Annotated in this window: 19 protein-coding genes; 8 read left to right on the forward strand and 11 right to left on the reverse strand. The window is 65.1% G+C overall.

Features of this window, described 5'->3' with window-relative positions; genetic code table 11:
* Window positions 1-11 precede the first annotated feature (11 nt).
* The 4 genes from GIW81_RS04385 to GIW81_RS04400 all read right to left on the reverse strand — a co-directional run bounded on the left by GIW81_RS04385 (window position 12) and on the right by GIW81_RS04400 (window position 3,066).
* The gene (locus GIW81_RS04385; RefSeq protein ID WP_154738100.1) at window positions 12-572 is read right to left on the reverse strand and encodes a hypothetical protein; all 561 of its coding nucleotides are present in this window, start codon (window positions 570-572) and stop codon (window positions 12-14) included.
* A 96-nt stretch (window positions 573-668) separates the two neighbouring features.
* The gene (locus GIW81_RS04390; protein ID WP_154738101.1) at window positions 669-1,265 is read right to left on the reverse strand and encodes an OmpA family protein; all 597 of its coding nucleotides are present in this window, start codon (window positions 1,263-1,265) and stop codon (window positions 669-671) included.
* Between the two features lie 74 nt (window positions 1,266-1,339).
* Window positions 1,340-2,638, reverse strand: a complete 1,299-nt coding sequence (locus GIW81_RS04395; RefSeq protein WP_154738102.1) for an O-acetylhomoserine aminocarboxypropyltransferase — start codon at window positions 2,636-2,638, stop codon at window positions 1,340-1,342.
* A 221-nt stretch (window positions 2,639-2,859) separates the two neighbouring features.
* Window positions 2,860-3,066 (reverse strand): hypothetical protein, encoded by a 207-nt coding sequence (locus GIW81_RS04400; protein WP_154738103.1) that lies wholly within the window; start codon window positions 3,064-3,066, stop codon window positions 2,860-2,862.
* 450 nt (window positions 3,067-3,516) lie between these two features.
* On the opposite strand from GIW81_RS04400, the gene GIW81_RS04405 reads away from it, so the two are divergent.
* From GIW81_RS04405 to GIW81_RS04420, 4 genes are all read left to right on the forward strand, one after another.
* Window positions 3,517-5,100: an AMP-binding protein gene (locus GIW81_RS04405; RefSeq protein WP_154738104.1), complete on the forward strand. Its 1,584-nt coding sequence runs from the start codon at window positions 3,517-3,519 to the stop codon at window positions 5,098-5,100.
* Window positions 5,101-5,317: 217 nt separating this feature from the next.
* Window positions 5,318-5,572 (forward strand): hypothetical protein, encoded by a 255-nt coding sequence (locus tag GIW81_RS04410; RefSeq protein WP_154738105.1) that lies wholly within the window; start codon window positions 5,318-5,320, stop codon window positions 5,570-5,572.
* Between the two features lie 123 nt (window positions 5,573-5,695).
* Window positions 5,696-6,601 (forward strand): 30S ribosomal protein S6--L-glutamate ligase, encoded by a 906-nt coding sequence (rimK, locus tag GIW81_RS04415; protein ID WP_154738106.1) that lies wholly within the window; start codon window positions 5,696-5,698, stop codon window positions 6,599-6,601.
* Between the two features lie 180 nt (window positions 6,602-6,781).
* The gene (locus GIW81_RS04420) at window positions 6,782-7,525 is read left to right on the forward strand and encodes an arginyltransferase (RefSeq protein WP_154738107.1); all 744 of its coding nucleotides are present in this window, start codon (window positions 6,782-6,784) and stop codon (window positions 7,523-7,525) included.
* Window positions 7,526-7,549: 24 nt separating this feature from the next.
* Here GIW81_RS04420 and GIW81_RS04425 read toward each other — a convergent pair whose 3' ends face one another.
* From GIW81_RS04425 to GIW81_RS04435, 3 genes are all read right to left on the reverse strand, one after another.
* Window positions 7,550-9,211, reverse strand: coding sequence for an FMN-binding glutamate synthase family protein (locus GIW81_RS04425; RefSeq protein ID WP_154738108.1), 1,662 nt, complete (start codon window positions 9,209-9,211; stop codon window positions 7,550-7,552).
* 92 nt (window positions 9,212-9,303) lie between these two features.
* On the reverse strand, window positions 9,304-9,915 hold the full coding sequence (locus GIW81_RS18780; protein ID WP_195930373.1) for a hypothetical protein: 612 nt from the start codon (window positions 9,913-9,915) through the stop codon (window positions 9,304-9,306).
* Between the two features lie 116 nt (window positions 9,916-10,031).
* Window positions 10,032-11,042: a hypothetical protein gene (locus GIW81_RS04435; RefSeq protein ID WP_154738109.1), complete on the reverse strand. Its 1,011-nt coding sequence runs from the start codon at window positions 11,040-11,042 to the stop codon at window positions 10,032-10,034.
* Between the two features lie 125 nt (window positions 11,043-11,167).
* Here GIW81_RS04435 and GIW81_RS04440 point away from each other — a divergent pair, with 125 nt between their 5' ends.
* The 3 genes from GIW81_RS04440 to GIW81_RS04450 all read left to right on the forward strand — a co-directional run bounded on the left by GIW81_RS04440 (window position 11,168) and on the right by GIW81_RS04450 (window position 14,368).
* Window positions 11,168-13,066, forward strand: coding sequence for a sulfatase-like hydrolase/transferase (locus GIW81_RS04440; RefSeq protein WP_195930375.1), 1,899 nt, complete (start codon window positions 11,168-11,170; stop codon window positions 13,064-13,066).
* 198 nt (window positions 13,067-13,264) lie between these two features.
* Window positions 13,265-13,555 (forward strand): hypothetical protein, encoded by a 291-nt coding sequence (locus GIW81_RS04445; RefSeq protein WP_154738110.1) that lies wholly within the window; start codon window positions 13,265-13,267, stop codon window positions 13,553-13,555.
* 99 nt (window positions 13,556-13,654) lie between these two features.
* Window positions 13,655-14,368, forward strand: a complete 714-nt coding sequence (locus tag GIW81_RS04450) for an FkbM family methyltransferase (RefSeq protein ID WP_154738111.1) — start codon at window positions 13,655-13,657, stop codon at window positions 14,366-14,368.
* A 171-nt stretch (window positions 14,369-14,539) separates the two neighbouring features.
* On the opposite strand, the gene GIW81_RS04455 is transcribed toward GIW81_RS04450, so the two are convergent.
* On the reverse strand, window positions 14,540-16,879 hold the full coding sequence (locus GIW81_RS04455; protein ID WP_154738112.1) for a TonB-dependent receptor: 2,340 nt from the start codon (window positions 16,877-16,879) through the stop codon (window positions 14,540-14,542).
* Window positions 16,880-17,329: 450 nt separating this feature from the next.
* On the opposite strand from GIW81_RS04455, the gene GIW81_RS04460 reads away from it, so the two are divergent.
* Window positions 17,330-17,605, forward strand: coding sequence for a hypothetical protein (locus tag GIW81_RS04460; RefSeq protein WP_154738113.1), 276 nt, complete (start codon window positions 17,330-17,332; stop codon window positions 17,603-17,605).
* Between the two features lie 99 nt (window positions 17,606-17,704).
* Here GIW81_RS04460 and GIW81_RS04465 read toward each other — a convergent pair whose 3' ends face one another.
* From GIW81_RS04465 to GIW81_RS04475, 3 genes are all read right to left on the reverse strand, one after another.
* Window positions 17,705-18,139: a CBS domain-containing protein gene (locus GIW81_RS04465; protein WP_154738114.1), complete on the reverse strand. Its 435-nt coding sequence runs from the start codon at window positions 18,137-18,139 to the stop codon at window positions 17,705-17,707.
* Between the two features lie 27 nt (window positions 18,140-18,166).
* On the reverse strand, window positions 18,167-18,997 hold the full coding sequence (locus tag GIW81_RS04470) for a cytidylate kinase family protein (protein WP_154738115.1): 831 nt from the start codon (window positions 18,995-18,997) through the stop codon (window positions 18,167-18,169).
* Window positions 18,998-19,092: 95 nt separating this feature from the next.
* On the reverse strand, window positions 19,093-19,566 hold the full coding sequence (locus tag GIW81_RS04475; RefSeq protein WP_154738116.1) for an aminoacyl-tRNA deacylase: 474 nt from the start codon (window positions 19,564-19,566) through the stop codon (window positions 19,093-19,095).
* Window positions 19,567-20,048 lie beyond the last annotated feature (482 nt).

Consider the following 20,048-nt stretch of genomic DNA (forward strand, 5'->3'; position numbering starts at 1 on the left):
TAAATTCCGCACTAGCGAAGCCGCTCGGGGGCCACGCCGCTCATCAATGACGGAAGCGTGGGACCCGTGCCGCCTTTGCTCGTGGCGGCCGAGGCCGTACGGCTGCGCCCAACCTCCTTCTGCGCCAAGGTCACGAAACGCCGCGCCGCATCTTCGGCAACGCAGCACATGCGGCGTCGAGCCTCCTCGTCGGCGCCACCGAAGGCGCCGGCTATCTGGTGCGCCAGTATTACCTGGTCGAGTATGTCGGGGCGCCGGCCTTGGAACGCCTCCGGCTTGTCGATCCCATGATCCCCAGCGCGCTCGTTCTTGAAGAACAATCGTCCCTGCTCGGCGAGCACCGACGTCGCGAAATAGATATCGTGCAGCTTCGCTGCCTCAATCTCCGGCGGTAACGGCACGCTGCGCCGCTGGCAGATCAGGACGAGGCTCTGCATATTGTGGATGACGTCGTTCGACCACGCGAGGACCTCGCCTTTCCGCAGCGCGGCTTCACGGGCCCTTCGCCAAGCGACGAGCAGGCCGCCAAGAGCGACGAACGCCGAAACAACGGCGGCCAGGAATTCCCCCATCTAACGTCCCCCCTACCAACCTACGTCGCTAGCCGCCGAATGCGTCAAACGTGCGCCAGCGCCTGCTCGAGGTCGGCGAGGGACGTTGCCGGCGCTCTACCTCCCCGCCACGTCCGTCCAGTTGATGACCTGCACGCGACGGTTCACGGCGGCGAGCGGCTCGTCGGCAGCCTTGAGCTGCTCCTCGCCGTAGCCGACCGCCATCAGCTTCGCCGGATCGATCGGAAAATTGGTGACGAGAAAATCGCGAACGGCTTGCGCGCGCCGCTGCGAGAGGCGCTGATTGTAATCAGCCTCTCCCTTGGCGTCCGTGTGTCCGCCGACGATGAAGGTGCCGCCCGCAAGCCGCTTGTCCGCCAGCGCCTGCCCCAACGTTTTCAGCGCAGAAAGCGCCGAGGGCGCGATGACAGCCGAATTGAAATCGAAATAGACCTCGAGGTCGGCGGTAGGAAGATCGTCGCGCCGCACGGTCTCCGCCACGTCTTTGCGTTCTTTGGTGGTCAGCTTGCGGCCGCCTTTGACGCTCGGCGGGCGTTCCTTATTTGTCGCGACCCCAGCGCCCGGCTTCCGTGGCTTCACCTGCAGCTTGTCGATCAGATCGTCGACCGTGGGCGCGTCGGCGGCCTGTCCAACCAACACGGACAGAAGCAGGAAAGCCACGCCGCCAAGCAAGGTAAACCGCGTCTTGAACATGACTGCGTCCTCGACCCGCCACCGCAATTGTAGCACACCTCGTGTGCAATGGAGCGCACGGCCTCGACCGATGGTCAATCGAGCTGCGCCAGCGCCTGCTCGAGGTCGGCGATGATGTCGTCCTTGTCCTCGATACCGATCGACAGGCGCACCACGTCCGGCCCCGCGCCAGCCGCCGTGCGCTGCTCGTCGGTCAATTGCCGGTGCGTCGTCGACGCCGGATGGATGACCAGCGAGCGCGTGTCGCCGATGTTGGCCAGGTGGCTGAACAATTTCAGCGCGCCGACGAACGTCACGCCCGCCTCGTAGCCGCCCTTGAGCCCGAAGGTGAACACCGCGCCGGCGCCCTTGGGGCAGATCTTCTTTGCCAGGGCGTGGAACTTGCTCGACGGCAGGCCCGCATAGCTCACCCACGCCACCTTTGGATGCTTCTCGAGCCATGACGCGACGGCGAGGGTGTTGTCGCAGTGACGCTGGATACGCAGCGGCAGCGTCTCGCTGCCGGTCAGAATGAGGAAGGCGTTGAGCGGCGCGATCGCCGGCCCGAGGTCGCGCAGACCCATGACGCGCGCGGCGATGGCGAAGGCGAAGTTGCCGAACGTCTCGGCGAGCTTCATGCCGTTGTAGGACGCGTTCGGCTCGACGAGCGTCTTGTACTTGTGCTTGGCACCGAGCCAATCGAAGGTACCGCAATCGACGATGACGCCGCCCACTGAGTTGCCATGGCCGCCGATGAACTTGGTCAGCGAGTGCACGACGATGTCGGCGCCGAACTCCTTCGGCTGGCAGAGGTAGGGCGTTGCCAGCGTGTTGTCGACGATGAAGGGGACGCCCGCCTTCTTGGCGATCGCCGCAATCGCGGGAAGATCGACGACGACACCGCCGGGATTGGCAATGGATTCGACGAATATCGCGCGCGTCTTCGGCGTGATCGCCTTCTCGAAGCTCGCCGGGTCGGTCGCGTCCGCCCACTTCACGTGCCAATCGAACTTCTTGAACGAGTGATTGAACTGGTTGACCGAGCCGCCATAGAGCTGCCGCCCGGCAACGAACTCATCGCCCGGCTCCAGCAGCGTATGGAAGACGAGAAACTGGGCCGCGTGCCCAGAGGCGACGGCGAGCGCCGCCGTGCCGCCTTCCAGGGCCGCGATGCGCCCTTCGAGCGCCGCCTGCGTCGGGTTTCCGATGCGGGAGTAGATGTTGCCGAACACCTCCAGCCCGAACAGCGCCGCGGCGTGGTCGGCATCGTTGAACACGTAGGAGGTGGTTTGATAGATCGGCGTCGCGCGGGCGCCGGTGGAAGCGTCGGGGGCAGTGCCCGCATGCACGGCGAGGGTCGCAAACTTCGGCGCTGATGAAGGGGTGTCCGACATCGTCTACTCCGCATGGCCGCATGGATGATGGCGGTCTAGGGAGGCGATGGCGGGGGACAAGTCAACGCCCAAGGCGCAGAGTTGCCGCTGCCGGGCAGAAATTGGATCGCAATCTTATCTGGCTCGTCCGCTCTCGTTACCCCGGCGAGACCGGTTGGAGCCAAGACTCAAGGCGGTTCCGCCGGGCGTGGCGCGGCCGCCTCAATCCGTCATCTGGCCGGCTAAGCCTTTGCGAAACGGCCCGAACGGCCGCAGCTGAACTTGCGGATCGTCCAGTTCGGATTGCCTTCCGTCCACTTCGCCAGCTCCATCTGGCCGTACATCATGCACTGCTGCGGCGTGACGGATTCCGCGGCAAATGACAGGTGCACGTCCTTGCACTTGTTTGGATCGCTGATGAAGCAGACCATTGCGACGACTTCAATCATGGGTCACCCCCAAGGTTCCTGCCGAAATCACCCTCGTGAGAGGGCCGGATCCGCCTTGGTGTGTCCTCGTCGCTTCTTGTTGTTGTTATTTAGCAGCGTAGGGCCGAATCGACATCTGCTCAAGTTTCAATCATAGGCATTCGCTGCCTAAGGGACGAACACGTCAAATAACTCGGGATAGTGTGCTTGGAACACATCTAAGTATGGATGATTCCAGTATTTTCCTCTGGAGGCCGGCGAGTGGACTTAGCCAATGGTTTACCTTGACGGGCTCTCGACTGACGGCTTTTTGGGCAAATCATGCTGCGCCGCACAATGCTCCGCCGACCCCATTTGCTGCGCTAGCGAGATCGAACATCGATTGCGCGCTTCCCCCCACCGGCTACAACGAGAAAGAGCCGTCACAGACCGGCCCCCAGACCGGCCATAAGCGCAAATAATCCTATTTCGATGACCCAAACATTCGATCCCGCTCGCGCGCGCACCACCCTCTTTTCCGGCTTCGTCGAAGCCGCGGGCCGAAACGGCGTCAACACGGTCATCCTCGAGGACGCCGACGGCAATTCCCTCACCTATGGGCGGCTGATCCTCGCCAGCCTCGTGCTGGGGCGCCGGCTCGCCAAGATCACGCGGCGCGGCGACAATGTCGGCGTGTTCCTGCCCAACGCCGTCGGCCTGCCCGTCACGCTCCTCGGCCTCAACGCCTACGACCGTGTCGCCGCGGTGCTCAACTTCTCCGCCGGCAAACGCGCGCTCGCCTCCGCCATCCGCACGGCGCAGCTGCGCATCGTCTTGACCTCGAAGCGCTTCGTCGAGGCCGGCAACTTCGAGGAGCTCATCGCCGCGCTCGCCGAGACCGAATACGCGCCCGGCGCCAAGACCCGCATTGTCTATTTGGAAGACGTGCGCGCCGGCATCGGCATTGTCGACAAGCTTGCCGGCGCGGCACGCACGACTCTCGCCAAGTTCCTTTACGGGCCCACGCCAGAGAAGGCCGACAAGCCCGCCGTCGTCCTCTTCACGTCGGGCACCGAGGGCGTGCCCAAGGGCGTCGTGCTTACCAACGCCAACATCCTCGCCAACGTCGATCAGGCGCGCGTCCACCTGCAGCACGTACTCGTGCCCGGCGAGACGCTTCTCAACCCGCTGCCGATCTTCCACTCGTTCGGACTGACGGCCGGCACCTTCACGCCGCTGTTCGCCGGCGTGAAGTGCGTGCTCTACCCGAGCCCGCTGCACTACCGGCAGATCCCGAAGTTCATCGACAAGGTGAAGGCGACGCTCATGGTCGCCACCGACACCTTTCTCGGCGGCTACGCCCGTGCCGCCGAGCCGGGTCAGCTCAAGAGCTTGAAGTACGTCGTCTGCGGCGCCGAGAAGGTGAAGGAGCCGACGCGGCAATTGGTGAAAGCCAACGGCACCGAGATCCTCGAAGGCTACGGCGTGACCGAGACCTCTCCCGTGCTCGCCTGCAACCTGCCCGACACGAACCGCTACGGCACTGTCGGCCGCCTCCTGCCCGGCATCGAGGCGCGGCTCGAAGAGGTCCCCGGCCTCAGCGACGGCAAGCGTCTGTTCGTGCGCGGCCCCAACGTGATGGCCGGTTACATCCTCGCCGACAATCCGGGCGTGCTCGTCCCGCCCGCGGACGGCTGGCACGACACCGGCGACATCGTCAGCATCGACGACGGCTTCGTCGCCATCCGCGGCCGCGCCAAGCGCTTCGCCAAGCTCGGCGGCGAGATGGTGTCGCTGGCGGCGGTCGAGACGCTGGCCTGCGGCCTCTGGACGGACTCGCAGCACGTGTGCCTGAGCTTCCCCGACCCCCGCAAAGGCGAGCAGCTCCTGCTCGTCACCGACAAGCCGCAGGCGAGCAAGGATGAACTCCTCGCCCACGCCCGCCGCGAAGGTTTCCCCGAGCTGTGGGTGCCGAAGTCCATCCTCATCGTCCAGGCGGTCCCGGTGCTCGCCTCCGGCAAGGTCGACCTGCAGGCGACCGTCGAGCTGGCGCGCCAGTCCAGCGCCGTCGCCTAGGTCGAAATCGCCCCCAGCGCCTCCGGAAGTGGCCGCTTCGCGCGGCAGGCGTGGCGCCGCCACAACGAGCGTCTGCGAGAACGCGACGCACCCCGCGACAGCCCTTGACCAGGGCGCCGACCTCTTACATGGATGGTGCATAAGGCAGGTCGCACCGCGGCCTGCCACGAGGGGACGCCAAGACCTTTTTCCACATCTAGCGAGAGTGCGAAAAGCCATGTCGACGACCACGGCGCCGGCGCGCGTTGAGGGTACGAACGTTGTGGTTATGCAGACGCCGACCCTTCAATGGGCACTGAAGCGTGCGCTGCTCGGCGTCGTGATCCTATTCGTTACCATCGCTGCGGCGGCAACCCTGCTGTATGCGTCGATCGAGCCCGAGGACGAGGGTGCCCCGTCCCTGAGCGCACCAGCGGGCGCCGCTCCGGCGCGCTTCTCGGCACCACCCGTGGATATGCCCCGCCGCGCCTAAGCTAGCGGCCAATTGAGCGCAGCCCGAGAGCCCTACTTTCCTCGCAATTGCCGATGATGCAGCGCGGGTTGCCCTGCGCTGCTATTCATGGCTCGTTAGGGTAGCCCGCTCTAGGGGTGCTCGATGCGCTTCGTGATGCTCGCCCGCAATCCGCAGCTCTACTCCCACGTACGGCTGTGCGAGGCGGCCCGGGCGCGCGGCCATTCGATCGACGTGGTCAACACTCTCCACGTCCACATGAACATCACGTCCAACCAGCCGCTGCTTCGCTACAACGGACGCCGCCTGCCGATCTACGACGCGGTCATTCCGCGGATTGGCGCGTCCATCACCCACTACGGCCTCGCCGTGCTTCGTCAGTTCGAGATGCAGGGCGTCTATCCCTTGAACGAGAGCGTCGCCATCGGCCGCTCGCGCGACAAGCTGCGCGCGCTGCAGCTGCTTGCCCGCGAGGGCATCGGCCTGCCGGTGACGGCATTTGCGCACGGGCCACGCCACGCCGAGGACGTCATCAAGGAGGTCGGCGGCGTTCCCGTCGTCATCAAGCTCCTCGAAGGCACACAAGGCATGGGCGTGATCCTCGCCGAGACGGAAGGCTCGGCCAAGTCGATCATCGAGGCGTTCAGCGCCGCCAACGTCAACATCATGGTGCAGGAGTTCATCCGCGAGGCGAACGGCTCCGATATCCGCGCCCTCGTCATCGGCGGCAAGGTTGTGGCGGCCACCAAGCGTATCGGGCGCCCGGGCGAGTTCCGCTCCAACCTGCACCGCGGCGGCACCGCAGTGCAGATCGAGCTGACCAACGAGGAGCGCTCCATCGCATCCCGCGCCGCAACCGCGCTCGGCCTCAATGTCTCGGGCGTGGACATGGTGCGCTCGAGCCATGGCCCTCTGGTCATGGAGGTCAATTCCTCGCCCGGCCTGGAAGGCATCGAGGGCGCCACGGGCATCGACATTGCGAGCCAGATCATCGATTTTCTGGAGCAGAATGCCTCATACGGCAAAACCGAGACCAAGGGCGTGGGTTAGACCGGCTCTAAAGTTGCCGCGCCCTCTATTTCATTGCCGGAACGCATTGTTAGGGCTTTGCAGTCTCAACCGGGGTAAAGTCGAGAGGCGCCTTGATCGCGCCCTAACGGCTCACTTATCATCAGCTTGCGGTGAGTGGTGCAGAGGGCGCCGCAGCACCAGGGCGAGGACAGTCGGCGAATGACGGAGCAGCAAAAGCACTTTCCGGAATTCTACGTCACCGCTCCCCAGCCTTGCCCCTATCTACCCGGCCGCCAGGAGCGCAAGCTTTTTACGCACCTCACGCAGGAAAAGCCGGCCGGCCTCATCGACAATCTTCTGCGCGGCGGTTTCCGTCGCAGCCAGAACATCGCCTACATGCCCTACTGCGAGGGCTGCCAGGCGTGCGTGTCGGTGCGCGTCGTCATCGACGAGTTCGTCATCGGCCGCTCGATGCGCCGCGTCTTGGACAAGACGCGCCACCTCGAAGCGCGGCGCGTGCCGCCCGAGCCGACGTCCGAGCAGTTCGGCCTCTTCCGCCGCTACATCGACGCCCGCCACTCCGACGGCGGCATGGCCGACATGACCGTGCTCGACTACGCGATGATGGTCGAGGACAGCGTCATCAACACCTTCGTCACCGAGTACCGCGAGAAGCCGGAGAACCCGCTCGACAGCGATCCCGACAGCTGGCCGCTCAAGGCCGTGGCCTTGTGCGATCTGCTCTCCGACGGCATCTCGATGGTCTACAGCTTCTACGACCCCAACATCGAGCAGCTGTCGCTCGGCACCTACATGATCCTCGAGCACGTCGAATACGCGCGCACGCTCGGCCTGCCGTATCTCTATCTCGGCTACTGGATCAACGGCTCGCGCAAGATGAACTACAAGATGCGCTTCCAGCCGCAAGAGCAGCTCGGCCCCAACGGCTGGGTCCGCACGTAGGCGTGCGAGGCTCGCGCGGCTCGCCTATTCCGCGGCGTTGGGCATGATCCGCTGGGAAGGATCGCAGGCCGCGGCAAATGAATGAGCACTTGCCATGCGCCAGGCAGTGCCGAAGTGCGCATTCTGCGTTCCGCGCAACAGCTCGCCCGGTTCCATGAATTGGTATTGCTCGGCGAAGGTGACGACGCGGTCGGGGGCGGCGCGACGCATGAAGTGGTGGGGGCGCAGCTCGCCGGGATGGTCGAGGCCTGCGGCCGCCACCAGCTCGGCCAGCGCCTTCACCGTCTGCTTATGAAAGCTCGCCACCCGCACCGACTTGTCGGTCACGACGATGGCCCGCTGACGCGTCAGGTCCTGGGTGGCGACGCCGGTCGGGCAATGGCCCGTATGGCAGGTCTGCGCCTGAATGCACCCCACCGCAAACATGAAACCGCGGGCGGAGTTGCACCAGTCGGCGCCCAGCGCCATGACGCGCGCCATGTCGAAGGCTGAGGTGATCTTGCCCGAAGCGCCGAGCTTTATGCGCTCACGCAACCCGGCGCCCACCAGCGCCGAGTGCACGAAGGCCAAACCGTCGCGCAGCGGCATTCCCATATGATCGATGAACTCCAGCGGCGCCGCACCGGTGCCGCCTTCGGTGCCGTCGACCACGATGAAATCCGGCGTGATGCCGGTTTCCAACATCGCCTTGACGAGCGCCAGGAACTCCCACGGGTGTCCAACGCACAGCTTGAAGCCCGTTGGCTTGCCGCCCGACAGCCTCCGCAGCTCGGCGATAAAGCGCATCATCTCGACGGGCGCCGAGAAGGCGGAATGGCGCGCCGGCGAGACGCAGTCCTTGCCGGCCTCGACAAGCCGGATGCGGGCGATCTCGCGCGTCACCTTGGCGGCTGGCAGGATGCCGCCGAGCCCCGGCTTGGCACCTTGGCTCAGTTTGATCTCGATCATCTTGACCTGATCGATGGCGGCCGTTTCCGCGAAGCGCTCGGGCGCGAACGTGCCGTCCTTGTTGCGGCAGCCGAAATACCCGGTGCCGATCTCCCAGATGATGTCGCCGCCGTGCGCGCGGTGATACGGGCTGAACCCGCCCTCGCCGGTGTCGTGGGCAAAGCCACCCAGCTTGGCTCCCTTGTTCAGAGAGCGGATGGCATTGGCCGAGATGGAGCCGAAGCTCATGGCCGAGATGTTGAACACGGACGCCGAATAGGGATGCCGGCAGTCGCGCCCGCCGATGAGAATGCGAAACGGCTCCTTGGCGACGGGTTTCGGCGCCATGGAGTGATGCAGCCACTCGTATTCGGTGCGGTAGACATCGTAGTGCGTCCCGAACGGGCGCTTGTCGAGCTCGTGCTTGGCGCGCTGATAGACGATGGCGCGTTTGTCGCGCGGAAACGGCATGCCCTCCTTGTCGGACTCGAAAAAGTACTGGCGCAGCTCGGGGCGGATATTCTCGAGAATGAAGCGCAGATGGGCGGCGATCGGATAGTTGCGCAGGATCGCGTGCCGGCGCTGCGTCAGGTCGCGCAGCCCGAGGAAGGCGAAGGCACCGAAAAAGGCGAGCGGCAGAAGGTAGTAGGGAAGGCTGGCGGGTTCGCGCCACGCGGCCACGCCAAAGGCGCCAGTTCCGGCGAGCGCGATCGACAACAGGATATAGCGTGGGCTGAAGGGGAGCAGCAGCGCGCGCATGGCACAGTATCCCCGCGTTCGGCGATGATGTGCTGTTGTAAGACGTGCGACTGTAGGTTTTGCGACACGCGGAACTAAACGTGTAGCAGTGGCTACTGCGCGAGCGCGGTGTCCAGCTTCTGGAACATGTAGGTCCACTTCGCCGTCTGCGTGTCGACGAGTGTCTGCATGCGCGTCTTGAGGCCCCCGAGCAGCGTGCAGTCGGGCGTCGGCGCCTCGGCGCCCTCCTGCCCGAGCGTCGAGATGTCGGCGAGCAGCCGCTCCGATTCCTGATCGTAGACGGCGATCTTGTCGTCGCGCACGAACGGCGCCGCCTCCTTCAAAAAGGCGTCGTGGCTCCAGCCGCGCTTGTCCTTCAATTGGCGCAGCTTCTCCTGGAAGGCCGGTTTGTTCTGCAGGTTGAGGTCGCGCAGCGCGCCGGCCGCGTCGTCGACGACCGCCTCGAAATCGGCCTTGCCGCACACCTGCCCCGCCGCGCCGTCCGGCGCCGCCTTCGGGGCGACGAGATCGGGCGCCGCAAACCCCTTCACCCCGTCCGGAGCCTGCTCCTTGGGAAGCTGCTGGTTAGGCTTGGCAGGTGCGGCGGGGGCCGCGGGCGTCTCGACGGGAGCCCAGGAACCGGGTTTGTCGGGGGTCGCTTGCGCCCATGCCCGGGCGCCGGCCAGCCCGCCAGCCGCGACGAGCGCCAGCAGTACCACCCTCATTGATTTCCTGATCCCCGTCCCGTTCATCCGACCAGTCCTAGCGGTCGCCCGTTTCCCCGGCAAGCCGCGGGGGCTCGCCGTTGTGTCAGCCACACATCCTGCGCGGGAATATAGCGCTACGATCTCGTGGGGCTGGCCCGCCGCCCACGCTCAGGGGCCCTCAAATGCCCCTCCCGGATAGCCTTTGCGCAATGCGCGAGGAACAAGTACCCGATGGCGAAGAATTCGTGGACCGCCTCGCTGAGCCGCGGCAGCAACACGATCCCATTGCCGCTCGAGCGATCCACGAGCCCGTCGGCGGCCGCGTCGTTCAACAGCTTGATCACGTGCGTGCGCGAGGAGCCGATACGGCGGGCGAGCTCGGAAATTGAGATGTTCACCGGCGCGCCGTTCACCAAGGCATCGTCATCCGCGGCGCCGATCAACGCCAGGACGACGAACATGCCGCCCGCGCGCTCGCCGAAGATGCGCAGCGCTGGCGCCAAATCCAGCACCCGCAGGCCGGCGTCGTAGTAGGCGCATTGCAGTTGCGCCATCGCCGGCACGAAGTGCGGCTCCTCGACGGCCGCGAGCGCATGCGCCGCTTCCGTCAGCAACGGCGCGGAAGCCTCGAACTGGCACTTCCAGCGGTTCTGGTGCGCACTGATCAACCGCTCGGTCGGCACCAACTCGCGCCGGCGGCGGTCTTGCACCGATGGCCCCGAGCCCACGAAGTCGCCGAGCCGCATCAGCGTCAGCAGGGCGCTGGCCCGCGCGGGGCTGCAGGTGCCTGTCTCAGCGCAACGCCGGCGCAAGCGCCCCGGCGTCAGACCGACGCCTGCAGCATCGCGATTGAAGTGCAGATCGACGGCCATCAGCCCGACCATGTAGCGGCCGCGGTCGTTGATGATGAGATTGAGCAGCCGGTTGCCCTGATGTAGCGCGAGCGTGCCTCGCGCCGTCGTGCGCACCGCTGCCGCAAACCCGGGCCGCGCCCGCAGCGCCGAGCGCGCCTCCAAGGCGAGAGGTCCGTGGGCCGAGGTCAGCTCCGCGACCGTGAAGGGCGTCGCCAGGGGGGCCGGCTGACCCGCGCGCGCCGGTATCCACGTCCGCCCGATATGCGACTGAATTTCTACAGTTGAACTCACGCAAGATCCCGCGGCACGATCGACCCCGTCACAACGACGACCGGCCCACTCATGCCGAGCAATTCGGCTCGATTGGGGCGCCGTCGTGCCGGCCGGAACTTATAAGTCATTCCAAGGGGGAACCCATGAGCGAGCCACGCGACGTCGACCGGCGCACGGCCCTGAAACTCGGCCTCGCCGGCGCCGCCGGTATGGCCGGCCTCAACGGCTCCTCGCCCGGCGAAGCTTGCGCGCAAACCGCCGGCGCAAGCTCCCAGCGCCGTCCCAACATCCTGTTCCTGCTCGTCGACGAGCAGCGCTACCCGACCGTCTACGAGAGCGAGGCGCTGAAGGAATTCCGCCGCTCCTATCTGCCGACGCAGACCGCGCTGGCCCAGAAGGGCATCACCTTCAACCGGCACTACGTCGCCTCCGTCGCCTGCGTGCCGAGCCGTACCTCCCTCTACACCGGCCACTATCCCTCGCTGCACGGCGTGGCCAATACCGACGGCGCCGCCAAGGCCGCCGAGGACCCGGACATGCACTGGCTGACGCCCGGCTCGGTGCCGACCATCGGCCACTATCTGCGCGCCGCCGGCTATCGCACCTACTGGAAGGGCAAGTGGCACGTAACCGAAGCCGACCTCAAGGTGCCCGGCACCAGCCAGGTCGTCACCAGCTACGACGCCAACGGCTTTACCGACCCCGCCAAAGAGAAGGTCTACCTCGAAGCCGACACGCTGGACCCGTTCGGGTTCTCCGGCTGGGTCGGCCCGGAGCCGCACGGCTCGGACCCGCTGCGCTCTGGCTCGTCAGCGCCGCAAGGCAAGCAGGGGCGCGACCCGGCGATCTCGGCGCAGGTCGTCAAGCTGCTGCAGGATCTCGAGGCGAGCGAAGACCGCACCCCGTGGTTCGTCATGGCCTCGTTCACCAACCCGCACGACATCGCGCTGTGGGGTTTCTTCTCCAACATGATGACGCGCGCCCAGAGCAGGTACGACTTCAGCGTACCGGACTACGTCCCGCAGGAGCCGTTCGACCAAGATCGGTTCGCCCGCACGCGACTAGAGAAGCTCGACGGCAAGCCTGCATGCCAGAAGTCCTACAAGGACGCCTACAGCGCGTTCATGCAGCCGAGCTTCGCCAACGCGCAGTACTACCGCCTCTATTACAAGTTGCACGCCGACGTCGACCGGCACCTCGCCGAGGTGATGCACGCACTCGATGCCTCGTCATTCCGTGACGACACCATCGTCATCTTCACCTCCGACCACGGCGACCTGCTCGGCTCGCACGGCGGCATGCACCAGAAGTGGTACATGGCCTACGAGGAGGCGCTGCACGTGCCGCTCGTCATCGTGCCTCCGGGTACTGCGCAGGCGCGCGCCGTGTCGATGCCGACCAGTCACATCGATCTGGCACCGACGATTCTCGGCATCGCCGGCGTCGACGCCGAGGCGGTGCGCAGCGAGATCGCCTCCGGGTTCACCGACCCGCTGCCGCTTGTCGGCCGCGATCTGTCGGCCATCGTCCGCGGCGAGGCCGGCGCGGCGAAGGCCGAGCCGATCTACTTCATGACCGACGACGACCCCAGCCGCGGGCTGGACCAGAAGAACTTCATCGGCATCGCCTACGATTCCGTTGTGCAGCCGAACCATGTCGAAACCGTCATCGCCGAGATCGATGGCGCCGTCTGGAAGTATTCGCGCTACTTCGACCACCCGCGCTACTGGAGCGATCCGGGAACCCCGGGCGACGACGGCGTGCAGGACCTCGTCGTGAAGCCGCTGCGGCGCGAGGCCTCCGACGAAGGCACCGACAAACGGCTCTACCAGCAGCGCATCAAGACCACGCCCGCGGCCGAGGAAGTCGAGATGTACAACGTCACGGCCGACCCGATGGAGCTCGACAATCTCGCCGGCAATGCGGAGTGGAAGGAGCGCGAGGCGGCACTGCGCCAGCTCCTGGCCGAGCAATGCGCCAAGAAGCGCCTCACCCCGAGCTCGGGCGCAGTGCCCGGCGAAACCGCTTGCCGCGATGCTTGATGTCGGCTCCCATTTTCGCCGTTGAAGCCGTTCAATTCACGCAAATGCCATATGCTTTATTTGCCGCCCCGGCTTTAAGTCAGGCCCAATAATTTTCCACCTACGATTTTTGCCCGGTGCGCTAGAGCCGCGCCATCGGACGACCGCAGTGCTACATTCGGCCGGTCGAAATTCGACAGCGGCAGGGAAGGTTCTCCGATGGATGTCACCTCACTTATTATCCAAGTCATCAGCGGCGCACTCGGCGGCAATGCCGCCAGCTCCGTCACGAAGGACACGGGCCTCGGCACGCTCGGCAACACCATCGCAGGCGCCCTCGGCGGCGGCGTTGGCGGCCAAATCCTCGGCTCCCTGCTTGGTCTCGGCGGCACCGCCGCGGCGTCCGGCCTCGACATCGGCACCATCGTGTCGGCGTTCCTGACCGGTGGCGTCTCCGGCGGCCTCACCGCGCTGGTGGTCGGCTTAATCAAGTCGAAGCTCAGCGCCTGACCTGGGTAAGCCGTCGGTTGCCTGCTCTTTGCAAGACACGCGCGGCACCCTGGCTGTAAGGTGCCGCGCTGAAAGTCGTGCAGGGGCACCGAACGGCTCATGAACCCGATCAGGATGATCAAGCGCGCCGTCAATCGGCTGCGCAGCGAAGCGCGCGTCAACGGCATCGTGCTGCCCATCGACCGCAGCGTGCTGTCGCCGCGCATGGAGTTGACGCTCGCCGCCGGACGCTACGAGCGGCGCGAGCGGGCACTGTCGGCGCGCATCATCCGCCCGGGCGACGTCGTGCTCGAGCTCGGCGCCGGCCTCGGCTTCCTTAGCTCCTACCTGCGCAAGTTCACGGGTGCCGGAAAGATCGTCTGCGTCGAGGCCAATCCGAACCTCATTCCCTACATCAGCCGCGTGCATGCCCTGAACGGCATCGACGGCATCGAGCTGCTCAACGGCGTGGTCGTGCCGCGTGCCGACGGCGCGGCGTCTATTCCGTTTTATTGCCGGCGCGACTTCTGGGCGAGCTCGCTCGACCCTTCGTCGCCGTTCGAATCCGTCGTCAGCGTCGGCGTGTTGAGCTTCCCCGACATTCTCGATCGCCACCGGCCCGACGTGCTGGTCATGGATATCGAGGGTGGCGAGCTCGAGTTGCTCACCGCGGCGAGCGCCGGTTCGATCCGCGCCGCCGTGATCGAGACGCATCCCGGCCACTACGGTCCGGACGGCCTGCGCGCCATCGAGGCCAATTTCGCGCGGCTCGGCTTCGTCGAGGACGCGGCCGGCAGGGACCGCGACGTCCGCACTTTTGTGCGCCCCCGCTGAGGGCTAGCCGGCCGCCCGTTAACCGTGTGCCGGATAATTCGCGGCGCGCTACAGCCAAAACGGGCGTAGCATAGGGTGCCCCTCGGTCCTGCCCGTCCCGATCGATGGGGCATGAGGGCGTCTGCTACAGGGCTCGGGACGTCCTCGCAATTCGCTCGCACTGCATCTTAGTTAGAACCGCCCGCGCACCGTCACGCCGACGAGACGCTCATCGCCGACGGTTGCTTCATCGGCGTTGAAGCCGAGGGCCGTTACGTACTGCGCGTCGAACACGTTTTTGGCGAACACCGTCAGCGTGTAGTGCTCCCACTCCCAGCCGGTGCGCACGTCGACCGTCGTGTAGCCATCGACGAACCGCAGCGGCGAGTTTTGCAGGTCGCCGCCGCTGTAGTAGCCGTCTGTGTGGCGCATGTTGGCGCCGGCGAACCAGCCGGAGCGGTCTTGGTACATACCGCCCGCCGCGACGGTGTAGGCCGGAGCATCGGGAAACTCATTGCCGCTGTAATTTTCCGTCGGCCCGACGAAGTTGTCGAACTCCGTACGCATCAGGCCCAGCGAGGCGTAGAGCTGCAGCGGCGCGACGGGGCGCCAGCGTGTCTCGATCTCGGCGCCGTAGGCGTGCGAGTTCTCGGCATTGAGGATGTAGCTCAGGGGGAAGCCCAGGCCGGTACCAGCGCCGGTGAAGTCGAGCTCCTCGTCGAACGCCACCTGTTGATCCTTATAGTCGTAGTAGAATGCATTGCCATTGAGTGACAGCGTCTTGTTGAGCCAGGTAGACCGGTAGGACACCTCGTAGGCGTCGAGGTACTCGGGTTTCACAGTATTGAACTGGTCGGTCAGAAGTCGGTGCTCGGTGAACCCGTTGCGATAACCCTTATTGTACGTGGCGCCGATCGTCTGATCGTCCGTCAGGTCGTATGTCAACCCGAGCCTCGGCAGCGCCTCGGTGAACTCATTCGAGAAACTTCCGTCTAGAGGCCGATAGTCGGGGCCTAGGAATATACTTGGAGCAAATGCATTGAAGAGAACCTGACCAGTCGTCGTGCTTGAGACCTCGTCGCGCAGCAGTCGGCCGCCGCCGATGACAACGAATTTATCCCAGAACCGGTAATGCAGATCGGCGTAGGCCGCCATGCTCTCGGTCTTGGCGTCGAGTATAAGATCCTGAACCGGTAGAGCTGGCAGAAAGCCACCCGAGACGGCGGCATAGTCAAAGCTGTCTAGGGTGTCGTTCTTGGACTTGAACGATCCGTAGAACAGGCCAACCACGCCGGACAGGCCGTTGCCGCGGCTCTCGATCTCGAGCCGCAGATCTTGGGTAAAATCGCCTCCGACGCGCGTCACGTCGCGCGCATAGAGCGATCCCGCCGCCGAGCCGATGTCCGTTTCCGTGTCGGCGTACGCGGTGACGGAACGCAGCGTCATTCCCGGGGCGAAGCTATACCCGATGTCGGAAATGAAATTGTTGGTAAGCGTCGAGCGGAAGTCCACGAAGTCGGTCAGGCCGCTGACGTCCAGGACGCGATCGAAGAACGGCGGGGATACTGAGGTCACTGCCGGCGTGTCATCGACGCGTGAGATCGTGAATAGCGCGCTCAGCCCCGGGATTGCGTCCGGCTCCAGCAAAAGCTTGCCGCGTATGGTGCGCAGCACGTCGTCGTCGAGCTTGTCATTCTCTGGATTGGTGTAAGTGATGCCGTGGTCGCGCTGGTAGGACTGGCCGGAAATGCGCAGCGCAGACTGCCCGACAACGATGGGCGCATTGAACACGAAGCCGCCGCTCTTCAGATCGAAATCGCCGGCCGTGCCCTCGACGATCGCCTCCCACTTGTAGGTCGGATCGTGGGTCTTGATGAACACCGCGCCGGCCAGCGAATTGCGCGCCTGCAGCGCCGACTGCGGCCCGCGCAGCACCTCGACCTGCTCGACGTCCCACAGCCCGCGGGCACCGCGCCGCGTTGCCTCGGGGTTCTGCGTCGCGCCGTCGATCACCACCGAAATTAGCGGGGCGGCCGAAGGATTCTGGTTCTGCGTCAGGCCCTCCGAGTTGAGACCGCGGATGACGATGCCCGAATTGCCGCGCGAGCCTTCCGGCGCGCTGACGTTCGCCTGCGTGTTGAGCGCTTCCTGCAGATCCTGGATCTGCTCCTCGCGGATCTGCTGCCCGGTCACGATCCCGATGCTTGTCGTCGTCGCCTGGAAGGAGCGGACCAGCTTCTCGCCTTCGACGGCGATGCCGGGCAGCGCCGTCTCGACTGGCGCCGGCGAGGCCGCTGCGGCCTGCGTCGCATTGGACTTGATCGCCTGCTTCTGCTTGTTGCGCTTGGCCGGTGCGGCCTCGGTCTCGACGTCGAGCTGCGGCAGCGCGACGGTATCGGTAGCCGGCGTTTCCGCGGGGGGTGCGGCCTGCTGCGCGGCCGACGGCGGCGGGTCCTGGGCGTAGCTAGGCACGGCGGCAAGGATGAAAGCCATCGCCGGCGCAGCCGCCAGCGCGAAACGCACGCAACGCATACAGTACTCCAACGCAAGCACACTTGCAGCGGAGAGGTGTCAGTGCTGGAGCGCTTCGGACGAACTCATCGGCATGCGGATTCCGCACGCCGCCGACGTCGGGCGTACCAGCTCGCTTGGCGCCTCCGAGCTGTCTTTTGAATTGTTTACTACCCGCGTAATGAATCCTAGTGCGGCGAGGCCACACCCCATCGAGGATCGACCGGTTCGGTCATTGACGGGGCGAAGCGCCTGCGCATCGAGATCGCCTGGCGGCGGTCCCCCGGCGTGATGGTCGCACCTGGCGCACAATCGCGTGAGGCAAACGTGTGCGTTGACGCCGGCTTCGTGATTGGCATGTGAGCGCGCCGACGCCCACCTTGATAGGCAGCGACGGCACTGCGCCGTCCAACTTTGCCAATCAACGCACCCTCAATCCCAAGCGACGGTGCCCTAGGGAGAAATACAGACATGCTTCGTACGCTCATCATCACCGCAGCCCTTGCCGCCCCGCTGGCGTTGCCCGCCACGGCCGAGGCGCCGCAGAACCCCGCCGCCGCCACCGAGCACAAGCTGAAAGGGAACCTGTTCAACGAGCAGCAGGCCCGCGAGCATCTTTCGCGCCTCGGCTACACCGGCATCTCGGATCTCAGCAAGGACGAGAACGGCACGTGGCGCGGCACCGCGCACAAGGACGGCAAGCTGCTGCAGGTTGCCGTGGGTGTGAAGGGCGGCCCGACCCAATAGCCCTCGCATCCGCGCTTGCAGCGGCGCCCGTGGCGACACGGGCGCCGTCTGCGTTTTTCGGGCTAAACTATGCGCGAACCCGCAACCCGATGCCGCGGATCAGCGGCCGCCTTGGAAGTAATGTTCGAGCTGCTCGATGGTGAATTTCTGATCGTCGATAATGCATTTGACCATATCGCCGATCGAGACGATGCCGACGACTTTCTTGTGTTCGAGAACCGGCAAATGGCGCACGGTTCTCTCGGTCATGACGGCCATGCACTCCTCGACCGTCTGGTCGAGACGTGCGCAGATCACTCTCGTCGACATGATCTCGCAGACCGTCGTCGACGGCGATGTCCGCCCTTTCAAGACGATCTTTCGGGCGTAGTCCCGCTCGGTGATGATGCCGACGAGATTCTCACCATCCAGCACGACCAGTGCCCCGACGTCGTGTTCGGCCATCATCGCGAGCGCATCGCGGACGGAAGCGTCCGGCCGAATGTGGTGAACGCCGTGGCCCTTTTCATTCAGTACATGTCGAACCGTGGGCATTGGAAAATCAGCCCATCCGACCAACTTTCAATGTGCATGCGGCACGAAGGCAACGTGGCTTATTCTGCTTTCGACGCGCCTGACACCGGCGACGCCATGCAGCAGACGAACGGCGTCAACGATCAACTTCTCATCTGTCGTCGCCCCCGTCAGAGTCACCGTGCCGGCGGATACATGCGCCTCGAAACCAAGATGGAGTGAGTCGGACCCGAACCGATCGTCGATGGCGTCATGGACCCTCGCCAGTATCAATTCGTCCTTCAGTGCGCCGCGGGATTGCTCGGTCTCCTCGAACGCAGGGCTCTCTGCCAGGCGGACGATCTGCGCGACACAGTCTTCGACCGGGACGCGAGCGGTATTGAGGACGATGGAGTAGAGATGGGAATCTTCCCAGTCTATCCCGAACAGCCTCTGTATCGTGCCGTTGTGGGCGGCATCGCTGCACTCGATCGCGTGACGCGCCGAGGCGGCCTCTTTGAGCCCGCGCCGCTGCATCAAGAGCTTTTCGCGAAAGGGCATCGGCGCGCAGATCCGCACGCATAGAACCTGCGGAATGGACTTCAAAATATGGGTCGCGCCCCAGCCCCTGATCACCACGTTCCCTCTGGCGGCGAGCTCCAGGATTTCTTGCGCCGTGCACCGCGACATCCTCTGGCGGTCCAGCTTCCACCGCTCCAGAAGCGACGCCTCACCCTCCAGTATCCGGTGAACCGCCCCTTCGCTCATGCCGGGGCGTTCGGCGATTTCGTGCTCGACAATCTCATGATGGATGATGGAAAGGCCCAGTCGCTCAGCCACGCCCGTGGCGACTTCACTTCCGCGGGTGGCCATCTCGCGCGTCATTGCAATGACGGTCATGGCGTACTCCTATGCGCGGCAACGACGGCACGACCAAACCCGAGCCCCACGATCCGCGCCAACCCAACCCACGCCCGGCGACGATCCCCGTTGCCTCAATGGCTGGGGTTGGCGACAGCGGCGTGCGGAACGTTGGCCGTCAGACGGTGAAAATCGCGGCCGGTCACATGCACCAGCGTACGATGGTCGCCGCCCTCGAAATAGATATCGGCGAGGCCCTCGAGGCGATCGTCCATCACCGCCGGCAGCCCATAGGCGCCGGCGACGGGAGGCACGCATCCAGACTCGCAGTCGGCAAATGTCGCAGCCACTTCCTCTTCCGTCGCCAATCCGACGGGCTGCTTCAGCCATCGCCCAACTTCGTTCAGTTGCACCTCGCATGAGGCGGGCACGATGGCGAGAAGGTAGCCGTCCTTGCGGCTGATCAGAACGCCTTTGGCGAGGTTGGCCTCGGGGATTGAGTTGATGTGGGCCGTTGCCAACGAGGTTTTGGTTGGATCGTGGGTTATGACGTCATAGCCCACGGCCCGGCTGTGGAGATATCGCTGGAGCGAAGTCGCGAGACCCATGGCATGCCTCTCTTCCAGCCGGCGCACGGCCGGCCGCTATCACTGGCGGAAAGAGACTGCGGCATCGCTTGCCGGCAAGGTGGGCGGTCAACCCAAAGGCAGGGAAGAAGCGACCTTGCCCGCCGAGGCGAAGGGACGATCTCAATCACCGCCCAACGCTGCGTAATACTCTAATCTAAGTCCTCGCGAAGCGCCTCGCAATGACTTACCGAGGATGAGATTCTGTCGGAGGTCGGAGACCACCAAAACGCAGGAGCTGGAGCCCCCGACGCCCGAACACCTTTGCCAGGGCGCCAGACTGGCGCGCGCCTGCCGTCTGGGCCGATCATTGAGGACACCGCGAACGATGTTGCCGTCGAACGGATAATTCGAGATCAAGCCCAACGCCTGCGCCGCCCCGGATGGCGCGGAGCAAGGACTGGCCTTTCGACTGGTGCGGGCTCGCATGCAGCACCCGATTTGCACCGACCGCTTTTTAGGGA

This window comes from Hyphomicrobium album (assembly GCF_009708035.1).
In the GTDB taxonomy this organism is placed as follows: Bacteria; Pseudomonadota; Alphaproteobacteria; order Rhizobiales; family Hyphomicrobiaceae; genus Hyphomicrobium_A; species Hyphomicrobium_A album.